Origin of the sequence: Winogradskyella sp. (assembly GCF_965228925.1) — a bacterium.
Classification (GTDB): domain Bacteria; phylum Bacteroidota; class Bacteroidia; order Flavobacteriales; family Flavobacteriaceae; genus Winogradskyella.
Window position 1 is genome coordinate 3,394,176 of record NZ_OZ245845.1, and the last position, 17,764, is coordinate 3,411,939.

Annotated in this window: 10 protein-coding genes; 3 read left to right on the plus strand and 7 right to left on the minus strand. The window is 39.3% G+C overall.

Translation table 11 applies throughout. The features are described from left to right. Complete coding sequence (locus ACO052_RS14045; protein WP_299525371.1) at positions 1–381, plus strand: hypothetical protein; 381 nt, start codon at positions 1–3, stop codon at positions 379–381. Positions 382–461: 80 nt separating this feature from the next. Here ACO052_RS14045 and ACO052_RS14050 read toward each other — a convergent pair whose 3' ends face one another. Further along, entirely contained in the window at positions 462–1,388 is a 927-nt protein-coding gene (locus tag ACO052_RS14050; RefSeq protein ID WP_422104413.1) for a T9SS type A sorting domain-containing protein, read from the minus strand. A gap of 298 nt (positions 1,389–1,686) precedes the next feature. Here ACO052_RS14050 and ACO052_RS14055 point away from each other — a divergent pair, with 298 nt between their 5' ends. Continuing rightward, positions 1,687–2,241 (plus strand): DUF4251 domain-containing protein, encoded by a 555-nt coding sequence (locus ACO052_RS14055; RefSeq protein WP_422104414.1) that lies wholly within the window; start codon positions 1,687–1,689, stop codon positions 2,239–2,241. Here ACO052_RS14055 and ACO052_RS14060 read toward each other — a convergent pair. Together ACO052_RS14060 and ACO052_RS14065 are read right to left on the minus strand one after the other, a co-directional pair. Further along, a complete protein-coding gene (locus ACO052_RS14060) occupies positions 2,238–2,840 on the minus strand; it encodes a hypothetical protein (protein ID WP_422104415.1) in 603 nt (200 codons plus the stop codon). The genes ACO052_RS14055 and ACO052_RS14060 overlap by 4 nt on opposite strands. A gap of 3 nt (positions 2,841–2,843) precedes the next feature. Then, entirely contained in the window at positions 2,844–3,416 is a 573-nt protein-coding gene (locus ACO052_RS14065; protein ID WP_422104416.1) for a YceI family protein, read from the minus strand. Positions 3,417–3,543: 127 nt separating this feature from the next. Here ACO052_RS14065 and ACO052_RS14070 point away from each other — a divergent pair, with 127 nt between their 5' ends. Next, complete coding sequence (locus ACO052_RS14070; RefSeq protein WP_422104417.1) at positions 3,544–4,395, plus strand: winged helix-turn-helix domain-containing protein; 852 nt, start codon at positions 3,544–3,546, stop codon at positions 4,393–4,395. On the opposite strand, the gene ACO052_RS14075 is transcribed toward ACO052_RS14070, so the two are convergent. From ACO052_RS14075 to ACO052_RS14090, 4 genes are all read right to left on the minus strand, one after another. Next, on the minus strand, positions 4,390–5,379 hold the full coding sequence (locus tag ACO052_RS14075; protein ID WP_422104418.1) for a type IX secretion system membrane protein PorP/SprF: 990 nt from the start codon (positions 5,377–5,379) through the stop codon (positions 4,390–4,392). The genes ACO052_RS14070 and ACO052_RS14075 overlap by 6 nt on opposite strands. 29 nt (positions 5,380–5,408) lie before the next feature. Further along, positions 5,409–13,631, minus strand: coding sequence for a T9SS type B sorting domain-containing protein (locus tag ACO052_RS14080; RefSeq protein WP_422104419.1), 8,223 nt, complete (start codon positions 13,629–13,631; stop codon positions 5,409–5,411). A 66-nt stretch (positions 13,632–13,697) separates the two neighbouring features. Next, the gene (locus tag ACO052_RS14085; RefSeq protein WP_422104420.1) at positions 13,698–16,268 is read right to left on the minus strand and encodes a PorP/SprF family type IX secretion system membrane protein; all 2,571 of its coding nucleotides are present in this window, start codon (positions 16,266–16,268) and stop codon (positions 13,698–13,700) included. 1 nt (position 16,269) lies between these two features. Next, positions 16,270–17,739 (minus strand): gliding motility-associated C-terminal domain-containing protein, encoded by a 1,470-nt coding sequence (locus tag ACO052_RS14090; protein WP_422104421.1) that lies wholly within the window; start codon positions 17,737–17,739, stop codon positions 16,270–16,272. Positions 17,740–17,764: the final 25 nt, after the last annotated feature.

Genomic DNA, 17,764 nt, shown 5'->3' on the forward strand with positions numbered 1-17,764 from the left:
ATGCAAACTAAATTAATGTATTTAAGCGATTTAAGGTTCAATATAGACACATGGAAACGTGAATTAAGATTTCATTTTAACGAAATGGACACCTTTGAAGAAAAGTTAGAGGAAATTGTTCAACGCGAACGAGACCCTATGAATTTGATAAAACTGGAAGTTTTTCAAAATCGTATCATGATCGAAAAAGATGCTATTTCTAAATTATTGCATCGCTGCAGAAATAAGATTGCCAATATTAATAATGTCGATTTTAATGAAAATATAGATGGCCGTCTTCAAAACGAGCAACGCACTTTAAAAGAAGATATGAGAACTTATATCAAGTTGCATTACGACCTTAAAGAAGAAATGATGGACTACTTTTTAGAAGTACTCTAGGTTTTGCGCTAACTAACTCAATCAAAAATAAAAGCCATGGTTATAGAATCATGGCTTTTATGTTTTATGTGGTCATCCTACTATCGCAATATGAGTTTTTCAACGCGTTTTCCATGTCCTGTACTATTCAATTCTAAAATACAGACCCCAGAAACTAAATTGGAAATATCGATAGCTTGCCTCAAGGACGTCATGTCGAGTGCCTGATTTATTAGCATTTTACCACTCATATTATATAATTTTAAGCGAGTAGCGTGGGGGAGTTGTCCACTAATGATAATCGTATGGTCCATAGGATTGGTAGTTATGTCTAGCTGGTCCATTGGAGAATTAGAAACACTTAGGGCATTGCCTCCAAACCATAAATAAAACCGACCAGCGCCTGACATATCATTATCTGCTATGATTTGATAATTGTTATTGTTCAACAATGTAAAGCTGTTGTTTTCTTTATCTTCTAAGTAGACATCGATTGATTCTGGTAAATCGGTCTCGACAATACTAAAGGTAAGCTCTTGCCCTTGACTTGCATTCATACCCAATGAAATAACCACATTATCAATGGCTGTTTCAGAGAGCGATTGTATTGCAAAAGGCAGACCACCAGTAATATCTTCGACTAAAAATGAATACAATGAGAAATCTGGAGCAATACCATTAAATACAAGTGCATCATAACCAGGATCTAAGCCTAGGGTTGCATTCTCATTAAAATAAACATCGGTACTAAAAGCCTCATCACTATTACTGGCCATAAGCTTTAAATGGCCATGATGTGGACTAGCGGTCATAGAAGAACTTTGACCGTTTATCGTTTGGGTATCGAATGCTGAGAACTGAACCATGTTAACTTTTGATTCTGGCAGATCTAAATCTGAAAAATCAGGTACATAACTTAGGAGCAAAACTGATGATGTCGTAACAAGAATACTCCTAATGTTAAACGAATTGGGTATACAAATACTTAATATACTCCCAATTGTTTTTTTGGAAATAAGGGGTTTCATAATGTATTGGTTAATAGCGAGTAAATAAATTAATAGCAATATTCAATGTATAACAACTTAAGATGTGTATAGGCAATTAATCGACAAGCACATATTAAATTCGTTGAAGTTATCAGTCAGATTTCTAGGACTTTAGATAATTAAAAAAAAGTTGGATAAAACGCTTTATTACATCAGAAAACAACTACAGGTTTAACAGGTAGATGACCTATAATAGAGGACGTTATGGTCGTTTAAAACCGAAGAATTAACACATTTTTGGTAGCTCTAGTCCTCACAAAATTGTATCTTTAGAATTATGAAGACGAGAATATTAATAAGTGTTTTATGTTTTGTCGTATTGAGTTGTGCAGGATCTAAATCTGAAGCTGAGCTCGCTGAGAAACAAAAATCCTATGAGCAATTAAAGTCTTTGGTAGCATCGGGTACCTATCAATTTAACGCCGAAGTGCTGTATCCGCAAGAAACGCAAGATGTGGCCAATACGGCCAATGCTTTACTTGGTAACTTTGGAAATGAAGGGTCGTATGTAGGCCTAAAACCAGGGTATTTCCTTAAGATTCAGAATGATTCGGCCATGGCCAAATTGCCTTATATTGGTGAAATCAGACGCGTGAATTCATACGGAAAGAGCGACAATGCTGGTATCATATTTAACAGCCCTATTAAGGACTATGCTGCAGAAAGTACAAAGCGCATGGGCATGCAGGTAAAATTAGAAACCAAGGATGTATTAGAATCCTATGATGTCATTATTAAATTGTATTCAAATCACACGGCTGATGTGACGATTAACAGTTCTAACCGCTCAATAATTCGTTATAAAGGGGTCATTGTACCCGTTGCGGATTAATCCTTATGGCCCTTGGTACAATAACCTTTTACCAATTGTACAGTATTTAATTTTTCCCAAACAGCATCATCAAACGTTTTGGTTGCGATTCTAAATAACAAGATGTACTTGCCCTGATCCTTGCAGTAAAAGGTTTCGACCTTGGCATAAAGGGAAATTACTTCTTTGGTAAAAAATGCATCATAGACGTTCATCTGTCCTTTGAAGATTGGTAATGCAGTGCTATTTACATTTGTTTCAAAATCCACTTCAGAATTTGGTATGGTCATATCCTTATTCTTATTAACTACCGTCATTAAACCATCATAATAGCTGGTCATATAGCTTTCTAATTGGTCAGCTGTTGGAATCTTTTCCAGGTTGATATTCCAAACAAAAGCATAAGCAAAAAACTCGGGGCTTTCAGGATCTTTCCAGTTTTGGGCAAACCGTATGTCCTCATAGCCCTCGTAATCGATACTTGGAGCAAAACTCAATGGAAACTTGATTAACTCTTTTGTCCAAGTACTATCAGCTTCTAGGAGCTCTAAATGCTTATGGTCTTGAGTAAAACAAGTTATCGAATAGAGTAGTGCTATGAGTACAAATTGGTGTTTCATTTTTTATAGACTTAATGTGACCTCAAAACCAATACCATCAGAAATGGCGCCATCTCTTAGTTTGCTGTTATAGTCCACTCCCCAACGTTGCCTGTCGATCTTGAATTTTGTGGTCATTTGTTGTTTGGTATAATTGACCGCGGCCTGAAAATTTATTGGCAAGGTAACTCCTTTAATGGTAAGATCTGCATCAATTTTCATATTTGTGCTGTCATGGTAGTCAACATTGGTAATGACCAATTTGGCGGTTGGGAAATTTTCCACTTCAAAAAAGTCTTCATTTTTAAGATGATCCACTAAGCTTGTATTGCCTTCTTCATCTTCAATATCTAAACATATAATTGAATTCATATCAATAATAAATTCGCCACCAGTAATACGATCCTTGGTTTTTATAAAATAACCTTCAGAAATGCCAATGGTGCCATGATGACCGCCAAAGTAGAAGGAATATTCACCAAACCATTTAAGCTCACTCTTAGTTGTATTGATGGGTAACTTTTCTTGAGCGCTAACCTTAGTAGTTGAAGTCATTAAAATAATGAAGAATGCAATAATAAACGTTAATTTTTTCATGATATAATATTTGATTTAATGATGGGTTAAAACTAGAAGCATCTCGTCGATAGAATGTCAAAAAAGTGTAAAAGAAGTGTCAAAGCCTTGCAAAATTTAATAGAAATAGCAGTTATTTGTAAACCAGATGAAGTATCGTATTGGCATTAGATTTTTAGTGGCTACAATGTTTGTAGCCTTGGTATCCTGTAATCCTGTACAAGATGATTTTTCCAAGCAGGTGAAAATTGCATTGCGTGATGCCGGTAATAAGCTCTTACTGAGTCAGAATGATTCTACCTCATTAATTTTACCCGTTAAAAAATTACATTTCAATAAATTTCAGTTGGCATTCAATACACCTTTGACTTTTGAGCCCGAAGTTTTAGTTGCACACTTGGAAAAAAGCCTAAGGGCATCAAAACTTCCTGAACATTATATCGTGGAAGTTATTCAGTGTGCAGATCTTGAAGTCTCTTATAGCTATCAGATGAGTGCCGTTTTAGAAAGTACCATTATTCCTTGTAACGGTCGCTATTTGCCAAAAGCCTGTTATCTTATAGAAGTCGATTTTTTTAAAAAGGTGAAGCCCAATTCTGAGCACGCTTTTACCATTGGTCTGTTAGTGGCTTTATTACTGGTGACTATAGCGCTATTATGGATTCGGAAAACCTATATAAAACCATCCACACAAGCGCCTAATAACTATGAAGCCATTGGAAGTTTTAGATTCTACCCAGAGCAGAATAAATTGATTAAGGAAGCAGAAGAAATTGCCCTATCCAAAAAGGAATGCGAACTCTTGGCGCTTTTTGTGGAACGACCCAATGAGGTGATTAAGCGTGACGAACTTACCAAAAAGGTATGGGAAGATAATGGGGTTTTTGTAGGTCGGAGTTTAGATACCTATATCTCGAAGCTCAGAAAAAAACTAAAATCCGACACATCAATCAAATTGACCAACGTCCATGGTGTTGGGTATAAACTCGAACTTCTATAGCCTATAATAACTCTGACTCGTTCCTTTGGTACATGGACAGTTACTCGCGCTTTGTAAGAGGTTTAACCCAATGGTAACCACGTGGGTTCCCGTGTTAAAGCCCGATAAATCGTTAAAGGTCAACTGGTAGGAATAGGCAAAATAGAGTTTATTATGCAGTATACCTGCCATGGGGCCAAGATTTAAAGGGTTTAAAAACTGATCATTCAAAAAGCGGTAAGAGGCGCCTATCCAATAATAATCGCCGTTTCTATTAAACTTTCTGTACTTAAAATTGAAGTCCGTCGCTGAACGGTTGTCACTATCAAAAAACTGAAAGAATACCGATGGCTCAAATTCCACATTCTTATTGTGCTCAGAGTTAAATACATAGCCGGTATACAATTGATAATTCAATAATAAACGTGGCTCTATACCTCCCGTAAAATCATCGATATCTTTGGATACTAAATTATTGGCATTAAAACTTAAGTAGAATTTATTCCATCGATATAATATACCGGCATCGAAGTTATTGTTGTTAACGGCTCTATCCCCATTGATGGCAGGATCGAGAATCGGAATTTCGTAAGTCGTATTAAAGTTTTCAATATCAATCCTGAAATTATTGATATTATAAGATAAACCGAGCGACAGGTACTGCTTGGATTTCCAGTCTAGAATTAAATGATGCGCAAAGGACAGTTTAAGTCCTTTTTGGCGCGTGTTACCATTTTTATCATTATAGGCTGAAAATCCGATACCCGAACGGTTAGAAATTCTAAAATCGGCATATATGGATTGATTGTCGGGGGCGTTTTTAATGCCCACCCATTGCGTCAATCCATTGGCCCTAATTTTTAGATTATCTCCAATACCGGCGTAGGTCGGCGAAATGACAAAATCATTGTCGGCTAAGTATTGCGTCCAAACCGGTAAGTTTAACTCTTGACTAAAGCCTCGAGCCACAGTTAGAAATAATAGGTATAGTAAAATTCTCTTCATCTTAGTAGGTTTCATTCAATAGATTTAGTTTATCTGTATAGGGTAAAGTGACCGACAAACTCTCGATCTACATTAGGGTCATTTGTTTTAACAACAAACCAATAATCTCCTGTCGGCAATTCATGGCCGTTATAACGTCCATCCCAAACCTCGCCTACGCGATATGTCGCTATTTTACGTCCATAGCGATCAAAAATGTCGAAGGTTAAATTAGGGAAGTTTGCGATACATCCAGGCGCCCAAGTATCATATTCTCCATCGCCATTTGGTGTAAACCAATTAGGGATGCAGATATCTACAAATTCAAGCTCTATTTGCGCCTCAGCAAAACAGCCATTGCTATCCGTAACCATAATGGTATAGACACCCGTTTCAGTAATTATAAAGTTGTTTTGACTGCCGTAATCTTCGCCATTCATTGTGAAGGTATAATCACCGGTACCTCCCTCAGCACTGGCGATAATCTCATTGAGTTCGCCTTCAGATAATGCCAAGGTTACAGGATCATAGGCATCGATATCAAAGACATCCGTGTCTACAATACAACCGTTCGTATGCCTTACACTGATATAGTGATCCGTTCCAACAGGAACATTGGTAAATACATTACTTAGCTGATAAGGTCCTCCGTTTAACGCGTAATCTAAATCCGCTAAATCAACAGTAGACTCATCAACGGTGACCGTAACGACGTTGCTTTGTATGTTGTCTTCACAAATGGCTTCAATAAGTACTTCTGGATTGATACTTACCGATTCTGGGAAGGTGATATTCCATTCAGATTCACAACCTTCGGCATCTCTTATATATACAATATGGTCACCACCCTCAAGATTGGTGAATTCGAATTCTGTTTGTGTTGGACCACCAGTAGTGTAGGGGCCATCATAATTATCTAAGCTTACACTATAAGGCAGATTTCCACCAGAAATATCAATACTGAATTCTCCATTGGCATCGCCTTCACATAGCTCAGGGAAGAAAGAATCACCTATAATTGTAATGATAACAGGCTCAGGATCTAGAATGGTAAAATCGAAGGTTAAGTAACACCCGAGTTGATCTTGAACAATAAGGGTATAATCACCAGCTGCTAAGTTTTCGAACACATTAGTGTCAAAGAATTGATTCAACTGTGGTGAAATGGCATATTGGATGGTTCCTGTGCCACCAGTCGCTGTTACTTCGACAAAGCCATTGTCATTACCAGCACAGGTAACATCGTTAACAGCTATTGTAGCCTCCAATTGTGTACTAGGTTGCGTAATGGTTATTGGAGCCGTAGTAGTCTCACAATCTCCACTTTCTACCATAACCATATAATCACCAGCTACCAATCCTGTAAAGTGTCCTGGCGTATTTTGTATGGCACCAATAGGATTACCTAAGCCATCTTGTAGGGTGTAAACATAATCCCCTAATCCACCTTGGGCGGTGGCTATAATTGATCCAGTATCGTCACCTGCACAATTAATAGATGGATTAGTAGATTCTAGATCTATAACTAACTCTGGTAGTGGATCAATTGTAATTTCGTTTGAGACGTTAGAAACACAACCATTCGCATCCCTTACATAGTACATGTAGGTCCCTTCAGGAACAGAGAATGTCATTGACGTACTAAAACTGCCTAATACGTTCGCAAAGGTATCTGTAGTACTGTACTCATAAGGCCCTGTGCCTCCTGAAGCACTTAAAGTCAATGTGGATTCTACAAAACAGGTTTGGACTGATGTTCTCACCAAGTCAACATCGAGCGGTGTAGGATTAGCAATCACAATATCCAATGAGGTCATTTCACAATCAAAACCATCAGTTATGATGATATTGTAAGTTCCTGCGCCCAAATCTGTGAATACATTTGAGGTTTGTGGGCCAGAAGAGCTCACTACTGGCGATAATGTATTTAAGGTATAGACATAATTACTGCCTTGTCCACCAGATACCATATCTACCGTAATACTAGCGTTTTGATCACCGAAACAATCTAAAATACTGGCACTTGGTGTGAATGTGGCCGTAATCGGATCTGGCTCTTCTAGGGTTATGGTTTCTGAAACGATACAACCTTCGGCATCTCTTACCGAAACCGTATAGGTTCCAGCGGATAGATCTGAGAATACGTTATTCGTCGAATATGGCACATTAGCATCGCCCGTTAATTCATACTCGTAATTTCCCCAACCACCATCTGCAATGGCTGTTATGGTCCCTTGGCTATTATCACAGGTCACATTAGACGTCTCTGACAAACTTACAGTTAAGGTTTCTTGAGGAGACGTGATGACGATGGTACCCGTATTGGAACAAAATGGAACATCTAATTGTGTAATAGTAACAGTGAATGTTCCTGCTTGCATACCGGTAACCGTTAATGGGTTGGTAGCAGTATTGGCGTTTATAACTCCAGTCACCGAAGCTCCTAAAGTATCAAAAACCTCATAGGTATAGGCCCCAGAGAAATTAGTAACATCAATATCAAAGGAACCGGTATTGTCCCCAAAACATGTGACACTTGAAGAACTTAGATTAAATAATGGAAGTATCGCTTCAGGTACTAAAATTGTCGTTTCACTTGTACAAGACAATACGGTATCCGTTATGGTTATTGTATAAAGTCCAGAAGGCACCCCAGTAAACGTATTTCCTGTTAAACTCACCGAAGCAGGATTAGGCGATATACTATAGGCATAAGTACCAGATCCACCAGAACCTGTAACAGTGATTTCACCATCATCATTATTACAGGATGGTAATGCTGTCGGTTCTGCTGTGATAGCTATAGGCTCGTCAATATCTATTGAAATTAAATTACCACAACCGTTGGCATCTTGTATTTCAATAGTATGTGTGCCTGCAAATAGATTTGAAATTGTAAATGGAGCTGTTTGTACTTGAAACGCCCCGCCGTCAATACTATAACTGTATGGAGCTGTACTTGGAGTGTCTAAAGTAATATCTATCTCATAATTTCCATCCGTAATCTCACAGGTATTGTTGACAGTACCTGAAATAACAGGTGAATCATCCATATCTACTACAGTCACAGGACTACTGACAATACAACCGAAGGCATCCAATACATGAATATAGTAACTACCCGCATCGACATTAAATGTATTCGCAGCATCCCAACCAGCATCAGTAGCTAACGGAGCCGCTGGTGTCGTAGTCATTTGATAGGTATACGGAGCAGTTCCATTTTGACCTATAGCACTGATGACTCCTGAATTTGGATTACAATTTGCATTTTGGTCAACAGACACCGTTAGATCGAGTTGAACAGGGGATTCTAAAATTTCAAAGATTTGAGAAGCCGATTCACAACCATTGAACGAACCTGTTCCATTTTCTGTAAATACGATATAATATTGCCCAGGAGTTAAGGTTCCAGGCGTCGGTGTTGTTACGGTCTCTGGCACACCAAATGTTACAGGTAAATTTGTTGGGCCATCGACTAACTGATTATCAAAGGCGGAATAAATTGAATAGTCTACGGAATTTGTGGTACTATCAAAATTATCTATGGTAAAGGTAACACTACCATCGGCAGCTCCTAAACAGGTAACATTATTTGGAGCAACTGTTGATGTCAATGTAGACGCTGGATCAATAGCGAAGTCAGCAGACTTCACAAAATAACAATCCGTCGTCATATCGTGTACGACAAAGGTATACACAACCCCAGGTATGAGATTGGTGAACGTTCTGGTGTTTCCTCCGGGTGTGTCTGGTGGGAAATATGTGGAGGTATATGGGATTGTGTTGAACTCTAAAATCCCAAATTCATAACTTCCACTGCCAACGGCAGATATAGCCGTCACTTCTGCCACACCACCGGTCGTACAATCAGGAACAGCGATGTTAACATTAATGTCTAAATCGGATGGAGGAGAGGCCATAACAATTTGTTGTGATAAACTACAACCATTGGCATCTACAACATTGATGGTATAGACCCCAAAATTGATAATATTGAAGGTGTGATCTTCATTTGAAGTCGCTGTATAAGGATTGCCAGCAATGACATCACCGAAATTATTCGATATAAAATAGGTAAAAGGCGCTGTACCTCCAGTCACATTTTCAACAGTTATAGAACCTAATGAGGATCCACCTGGATTGGCACAAGTAATATCTACTTTACTTAAATCAAAGCCGATAGGATCAGGTTCGTTAAGAGTTATCGTTTCAGTCGTGCTACAAGAATTGGCATCCGTAATAGTTATGGTATAAGTCCCTGCCGGTAAACCTGAGGTTTGTGTCCCATAATTTGTTCCTGTCGTATCATTGTTGACATTGATCGTAAAAGGTGGAGTTCCCACAGTGGGATCAATAGTGATATCTATAGCACCATTGGCATCGCCATTACAAAGAATAGGCTGACTTTCTACAACAGCACTGAATGCCGGTGGCGTAATAGGATTCACCGTAATTATGGATGATTCCGCAGTACAGCCGTTGGCATCTGTAATTTGGAATTGATACGTCCCTGCTGTAGATGTGTTATATGTAAATGTCGTGCCTGTCGATCCCAAAGATGTATAAGCGGCACCATTGATAGAAACTTCGTAAGTATAAGGCGCTGTACCAGTAATAGTACCTGTAAACTCGGCATCGGGAGTTGCAGTACAATCCAAGCCTTCAGTTAATACAACATTGACCGTAGGAGTAGGGATTGGGTCGATTGTATAAGACTCACTGTAGGTACAATCGTTTTCATCCCTGACCTGGAATGTATAGGTACCCGGAGCCAATCCTGTAAATACGTTCGATGCTTGATACGGCGTAGCTGCAGCAGCAGGCGCAATAATTTGATACTCTAAACTCCCATTACCGCCAATGACATTAGATACAGTAACATCACTAGTCAAGGCAGGACACGACACGGGCGTATTGGTAAACTCCATGTCTGTTGGTGGATCTAAGGCACCAATCACAATCGTATTCGTTACTGCTGTACATATGTTAGTATCTCTGATCGTTATGGTATAAGTTCCTTGGGTTAAGCCCGTAAATACATTACTTGTTTGAAAGTTGACACCGTCGATACTGTATTCATAAGGTGGATCACCACCAGTAACTCCAGTAACTGTAATGGTTCCAGTAGCATTACAGGTCAAAGGCGCTGATAATTCAGCTGTACCGGAAATGGCTATATTTTCAATAATGGTTACGGTTTGTGGATCCGTGGTACATACTGAAGGCCCTGACGTATATTCTAATACAATCTCGTAATCACCAGCTACTAAACCTGTAAACACATTAGAATTTGAGAAACTTGTCCCGCCATTAATACTATAGGCAATACTATTTCCATTAGGGTTAGTCACATTTATAGTAATCGTTCCCGTATCACCAGTGCCACCACATAAAATGTCGGTTGTACTGACATTGAACTCTGGCGCAGGAATATCATCGACACTAATAGTAGTTGTGGCCGTACAGTTATTGGCATCCACTACCAAGATATCGAAAGTACCAGGCGCAGTTACTGTTATTTGAGGTACCGTCTGAAAATCTGTAGAACCATTTATAAAATAGAAGTAGGGTGGGGTTCCGCCCTCTGGATAAATCGTTATTTCACCATCCGTACAGCTTAGAGGTGTTGTCAAAGCTGCCGTAACCGTAAGTAAAGGCGGTTCTACTATAGTCACATCTTCAGAATACAAACAACCATTTTCAGTTTCAACCGTGGCGGTATAGGTTCCCGGGTTGAGATTATCGAAAAGATAGTTGTTCTCTAAGATAGGACCAACCGTGTTAACTACTGTTCCATTTTCACTTAAGGTAAAGGTATATTGGGGGTCCACATCATTTGCGGCTAGTTGAATGCTACCTTTCTCACCATGGCATAAGGGTTGGGATATGGTAGAGGTCACTGTAAAATCCCTGTCTCTTATCAACACATCCGGAACCGAAAAAATACATGGGTTTGTTGGAGCACCAACTTGTCTTACATAAACAGAATAAGTACCGGGAACAGTTACAGTAAACACATTACTTGTTTGAAAATTGACACCGTCAATACTGAATTCATAGCCTGAAGGCACATCGTTAACTGTAATACTACCATTGGTTGTACAAATGATATCTGTAGACACCACTGTTGGTACTAATAAGTTTTGATAAACATTAAAATAGAATTGGTTAAAGCAACCACCCGGATAATTAATCGTTAAGCGGAATTGTCCAGCAGCATTAGCTAAAAAATCTGGTCCAGTGGCAACTTCGTTCCAAGTACACGAAGGGTCTTCATTGGCACAATCTGGATCGGAAACAGCAGCACAACTTGATTCGTCCAATTGTTCCCAAATAATTGATGTCGAATTTGAGAGATTGGTTTCTATAAACCGCGAATCATCAGCGCCACACAAAAATATGTTTGGAAGAAGTTTTCCGTCATTAGGACAGACAACCACTTCATCGGCATAAGGAATTACTGGATTTTCTACATCTCCTCCGAAGAGTTCAACTTCGTAGACTTGCTCAATAGATTGACAAGGTGCAATCGCATTGTTGAATGAGTAATAAGTTCCTGTAGACGTTACTGTAATCGTTTGTGTATTACCAATTACAGGTGTTCCGGTTGGACTGGTAGACCAAGTGTAGGAATCATAACCATTAGCCGCTGTTAACTCCACACTATCGCCACATAAAATGACTTCTTCTATGAATTCACAGTCAAGATCGGCTAAAAAATTAGTGGCCTGTGGAGATACTAGACATCCCGTGTTCGTATTTAAACTTGGATCATCCGTAATTTGGAATGTAGGGTTGAAGAACCCGTTATAGGTTGCAAAGGCCTGGTTGTTGATAATATTGGAACAGGCATCAGCAAGATCACTACAATTATCGACGACTTGCACCTCTATCCGGATTTCGTAGCGCGGATCATCTTCCTCTACAAGCGAATTGTCAACATTTAAGATGAGTTCTCGAGTTACAGGATCATAACTGGCCACTGTTACCCCTGGTGGTAAAACCAAGTCGGTTGGGTGGTTATAAATTATATTAATAGGAAGTATATCCCGTATCTGAAAATTTGTCGCATTATCATTACCTATATTTTGGAAACCTATAACATAGTTTAATGGAGCACCAAGGCCTACCAATTGACCGCCAATATCATTACCGGCATCGTCTTCAACAGTTTTTGTCAATACAATATCTGGCTCAATAATTTCAACAGCAAATGCAAAGAAATAGGGGAAATAGGTATCCCCACTGGTTTCTAACCGAATGGTTCCAGACGTTGCATCGTTTGCAATGACTGAATTCCCTGGGTTTGGGATGGCAATGGTTCCAGTATCGAAACCTAAGGTATTTGTACTGTTTGGTACACGATTGGTTACAGGTGTAGCGTCTAATCGGGTTACCGAACTATTGAAAAAGTTAGCAACTGGACGATCGGTTGTGGACAAACTCACCCCGTTTAAACGTAAGCGATCTCCTAAAATCGGACTATCACCTTCGAGCGTAGCAAATGCGAAATTCGCTCGCACTGGAGCAGGTGCAGGGACGGTTCTAAAGCCATCAACTGGAATATCCAAATTTGGATTTCCACCTGGAACACTAATCGCACTAAAACCATCAAAACTTGTAATGGATTTCCCTGGTAAGGTAGGATCTTCATAAACGATGAATAAAGACCATCCCGCAGATTGACCGGTTCCATTATAAGGATCAAAGTTTGCGGTTTCCCCCAAGCCCGACGATACATTGGCCACCGTATACGTCCCTAAATCCGCGCCAGAACCAAAGCTTGTTACAAAATTTGTGACATCTGCGAAACAGGCGTAGGAAAAACTGTCTCCACCGTCTATAGTCGTTCCATTAGCATCAAAAATTAAGGTTCCCGTAACATCAAGATAGCCTCCAGAGGGACCTTTAAGTTTTACTTCTGTTATAGGTTCATTACCTGGATTTACGGCTCCCCAATACAAGCCGGCATAAATAATCCTGTAACAATTAGGATTTGGAATCTCCAAATCCGCACTAGAAGAACTAAATGTGGACGGGTCGCCATCAATATCGATATATTGCATATCCACATTGTGGTTATAGACTGTCCCATCATTAAAAGGATCGTTATTTGGCCCAAGGATATTATTCCCAATTAAAACGATATCTCCCTTTAAATCTTGATTGAACCTTGGTGTAAATGGCACATAATTCTGTGCCAAAGCGGTTACGCTAAAGCACATTGTGATCAATGCCATTAATGCTTTTGAAAAAGTAGGTTTTTTCATGATACTTGGTTTTACTTCCTCATCATTTCTAGGGGGCATTGAAATGACGAAGAATGGCTTAACTTATTAATTTTCTATTTTCACGAGGGACATTTTTATGTTATACGGTCTATCTCCTTTAGCTTCCATAGCCTTATTAGCAGCTCGGACGCTATCAAACTTACTGTAGTAAATGTAATATTTACTAGTATTCACATCATAGAAGAAATCTACATTAGCCCGACCTGAGGCCACCACCTTGGTCAAGAATTGATTTCTCTTACTTACATCGCTATGTACAGCAATAATCAGATAGTAACCGTTTTCTGTATTGCTTACATTTTTAAGAATTTTAATATTTTCTCCTTGCTCTTCACCAAAGTCAAAATCTTCTGAAGTATAAGGTCTTTCTGGCGGTTTTGTGGTGCGCTTTATATTTTGCAGCATGGCCCGGTCTTGCGCATATCTATCCGCTTCGTTATCATAGGCAGCACGCTTAATACGTCTTCTCTTCTCAAATTCTGTCGCTATTCTAATGGTCTCTAATCTTGCATCTAATTGATCTCTAAGTGCAATGGCTTCTGCCTGCTGATTTGAAATATTCTCTATTTTCTTTCTGAATAAAACGGTGACTTCATCTAACTCCGTGGTCTTGTAGCGTTCTTCGTAAAGTGTCTTTAATGAATCTATTTTTTCACTTTGGGATTTAATGACTTGCTCTAGATCAGTTTTAATAGCTGCTAGTTTATTGTTCTCTGCAGTAACACTTTTAAAGGGCTTAGGTTGCACCGCAATACCTTGATCACTAAGATCATTTTCCTCTTTTAAATCTTTAAGATCTTCATCTTTAATGTCGACAATACTTTCAAATTCTTCTAAGAGTCGCTTTTGTTTTCTAGTTGATGTTTCTGTCTCTTTTGTTAATGCCACTATAGTTTTGCCAATGTCATCCTTCGGATCAGCTACAAATTCTTCATTGGTATCTTCTTCGGTCTTTTGATCGGTAACTTCTTGGGCACGAGCTTCAGCCTCGGCTTGTTCCTTGGCTTTTTGTTCAGCTAACAATTGTGCTTTAGCTTCTGCCTCTTCTTTCGCTTTTTGCTCAGCGTCTTCTTTGGCCTGTTGTTCGGCTAATAATCGGGCCCTTTCTGCAGCTTCCTCTCTGGCTTTTTGTTCAGCTTGTTGTTTCGCGAGTGCTTCAGCCTCAGCCTGTTCTTTCGCCTTTTGCGCTGCTAATAACTGTGCTTTAGCTTCAGCCTCTTCCTTCGCTTTTTGCTCAGCGTCTTCTTTGGCTTTTTGTTCAGCTAATAATCGTGCCTTTTCTGCAGCTTCTTCTCTGGCTTTCTGTTCAGCTTGTTGTTTGGCCAATGCTTCAGCCTCAGCCTGTTCCTTAGCCTTTTGCTCAGCTAATAATTGGGCTCGTGCTTCGGCCTCTTCTTTTGCTTTAGCTTCAGCCTCTTCCTTAGCTTTTTGCTCCGCCAATGCTTTGGCTTTTTTGGCTTCTGCCTCTCGTTTTGCACGTTCCTCAGCTAATTGCTTCGCTTTTTCTTCGGCTTCCGCAATAGCATTTGCTTCTGCATCTTTCTCAGCTTTTTCTTGAGCATCTTGATTGCGTTTTGCTTGGGCTCTTCGCTCTGCTGCACGTTCTCTAATACCTGCTAATTCTTCTTCGGTGGCTTCAACAATTGGTTTTTTTCGTTTTCTTGTAAACAAACCGCTGACTTCTTCATCACCGCTATAGTCAAAGCGCTTTTTGGAAATAAATCTATAGGCGACTGTGATTTCATGTGATGGCCCAAATTCCACAAGTTCACCGATGGCCTTTTCAATATTGTATTCTAGGGCTATGTTTTTTGTAATATTCAATCCCAGACCACCTGAGACTCCGAATAGACTATTATAACCCGCCTGAAACCAAATGCCTTTCGGAACATTAAGTGATGCTATTCCGGAAATTATGGTTTCATCTTGTCTGAACTCCGACATTAAGATTCCCGAAAATTTAGTATCCTCAAAGAAACCACGACCATTAAAATACCCTGTGTGCATAACATGTGCTTGTATGCCTTGTCTTGGATCATCTTCGATCATGGCTGAGGTTTCAAAATTATAGAGCACAAGATTGTTAATAGAAATACCAAAGTCTAATAACTTTGTACCATAATTGATACCGGGATTAACCGTTAATAAGAAGTTTTCAGGCACATTTTGTAGCGAAGGGTCGTCGAAATTGGTCACAATATTGGACGTGTTGACACCACTACTATAAGCACCAACATTAAGACCGAAGGTGAGGTTGCTATCGGTGTTAAGCTTGATGTTGTAGGCAAAGTTCAGTAGACCACCAAATGTGGTTAAAACTCCATAATTTTGCTGATAGGCTGCAATACCAGCTCCAATATTTTCAGCAAAACGCCCAGAATAACTTCCAATGATGGTTTCTGGCGCATTGTCAAATTGTATCCATTCGCGCTTATTATTAAAACTGATGTATTTGTTTTGTTCTCTAACAAAAGTAAAGGTAGGATTTATGGCATAGCGATTAAACACCAAAGAGTTCCGTATCGGCAAATCAAAGGACACGACCCCATCATCTTGCTGACAGAACATCAGCAATGAAGAACACAATAATATGATGATGAGTAGAGGTGCTTTCATACTACTTCACTAAAGTTATTGATCCCTTTTTTACTTCGCCTTCAACTGTAGTAATGATGTAATAAAACAGCTGATTAACACTTCCTAGATTTAAATCGTCCTCAGGCCAATTGTTTTGATAATCAATGGTCTCAAAAACCACTTTTCCTTGTTCGTTGAGAATGATCACTTCAGTATTGGTGCCACTCGTATACTGTAATGGCAATACCCAAGTATCATTAATCAAATCGCCATTAGGGCTAATAACATTTGGAATATTAGGTACATCCGGGAATGGATCTAAACCTTGCTCAATCGTAAACTGATAGATGACAGAACCACTACAACCTGATGTCTCCGTGATAACAACTTCATAATCACCAAATGCTGTTGCTTCGAGTGTGTTTTCAGTTTCCCCTATGAGCAGTTCATCGTCTAAGTACCAATCAAATACAGGGCTAACGGCATCATTGGTTACAGTGACGGTAAGTGTTTCTCCATCAATCAAATAGTTAATCTCGTCGACATTGATTTCACTTTCAAAAAGTTCACTTTCTAATTCTATGGAACCTGAAGCTGAACATTCCCCAAGATCTACTTGGACTGAAAACGTACCCGACTCATTGGTTTGGTACATTTGGCTTGTTGCATTAGGGATTTCTATACCATCTTTAAACCATTGATAGCTATTACCACCAATGGTACTCAATGTGGTTAAACCTTGTTCTGGACAATAGGGGTTTCCTAAACTAGATGCAATAGTGGCATCGGCTTCTCCTGAAGCACTGGCTTCACTTATTGTCACTCTATTTGAGAAGGAATTAGATGTACAAGTTCCATAATTCGTTTCTACGAAAAAGGTGCCTTCTTCACTAACGGAAAGGCTAGGGCCCTGAGCAACAAAAACGGCAGTCGTTTCACTGGTTTCCTTATACCAATTGAATGTTAAAGATGGGTAATTCAATGGCGAATCATTATTTCCGGTGCCAGGGTTGTCTATGGTTAAAAGATAACTACCTCCCGTACAATAAGCTCCGGTAGAAACAAGATTATTAATAGTAAATGGAGAGTCTTGTAGTTTGTAGTAAGCAGCAAAATTCTCTGATGCAGTACTCGTGGCCACAGGAGAGGTACTTTTAACTCGAATCTTATAATTTTCGCCAGATGCAGTATCTGGTATTGGGAAATCCACTGTGGCAGGAGATGTCGTTATCCATCCAGGCGAAGCGGTATAGACCACAACGGGATCAGAAAAATCTCCATCTGCATCAGATAGTTCTATGAAGAACTGATTGGATACATCTAATGCTGATTCTGGTGAGAATACAAATGTAGCACTGAATGAATTAAAATCGTCGTTAGCGCATGCTTGGCTAAAACCTAGCGTAGGTTGACCAATAACCAATTGTGAATAGGCTTGTTCTTGAAAAAGAAAAGCCAAAACAAGGAAAAACGTAATAAGCGGCTTATTTAGTTTGTTCGATTGGGGCATGGTTCTAAGCTGTAATTTTTTAACC

Bases quoted from the DNA above. Each gene is read 5' to 3' on its own strand.
- ACO052_RS14080 (WP_422104419.1), bottom strand. From the start codon at position 13,631: ATGAAAAAACCTACTTTTTCAAAAGCATTAATGGCATTGATCACAATG.
- ACO052_RS14065 (WP_422104416.1), bottom strand. From the start codon at position 3,416: ATGAAAAAATTAACGTTTATTATTGCATTCTTCATTATTTTAATGACT.
- ACO052_RS14060 (WP_422104415.1), bottom strand. From the start codon at position 2,840: ATGAAACACCAATTTGTACTCATAGCACTACTCTATTCGATAACTTGT.
- ACO052_RS14050 (WP_422104413.1), bottom strand. From the start codon at position 1,388: ATGAAACCCCTTATTTCCAAAAAAACAATTGGGAGTATATTAAGTATT.
- ACO052_RS14075 (WP_422104418.1), bottom strand. From the start codon at position 5,379: ATGAAGAGAATTTTACTATACCTATTATTTCTAACTGTGGCTCGAGGC.
- ACO052_RS14085 (WP_422104420.1), bottom strand. From the start codon at position 16,268: ATGAAAGCACCTCTACTCATCATCATATTATTGTGTTCTTCATTGCTG.
- ACO052_RS14055 (WP_422104414.1), top strand. From the start codon at position 1,687: ATGAAGACGAGAATATTAATAAGTGTTTTATGTTTTGTCGTATTGAGT.
- ACO052_RS14070 (WP_422104417.1), top strand. From the start codon at position 3,544: ATGAAGTATCGTATTGGCATTAGATTTTTAGTGGCTACAATGTTTGTA.
- ACO052_RS14045 (WP_299525371.1), top strand. From the start codon at position 1: ATGCAAACTAAATTAATGTATTTAAGCGATTTAAGGTTCAATATAGAC.
- ACO052_RS14090 (WP_422104421.1), bottom strand. From the start codon at position 17,739: ATGCCCCAATCGAACAAACTAAATAAGCCGCTTATTACGTTTTTCCTT.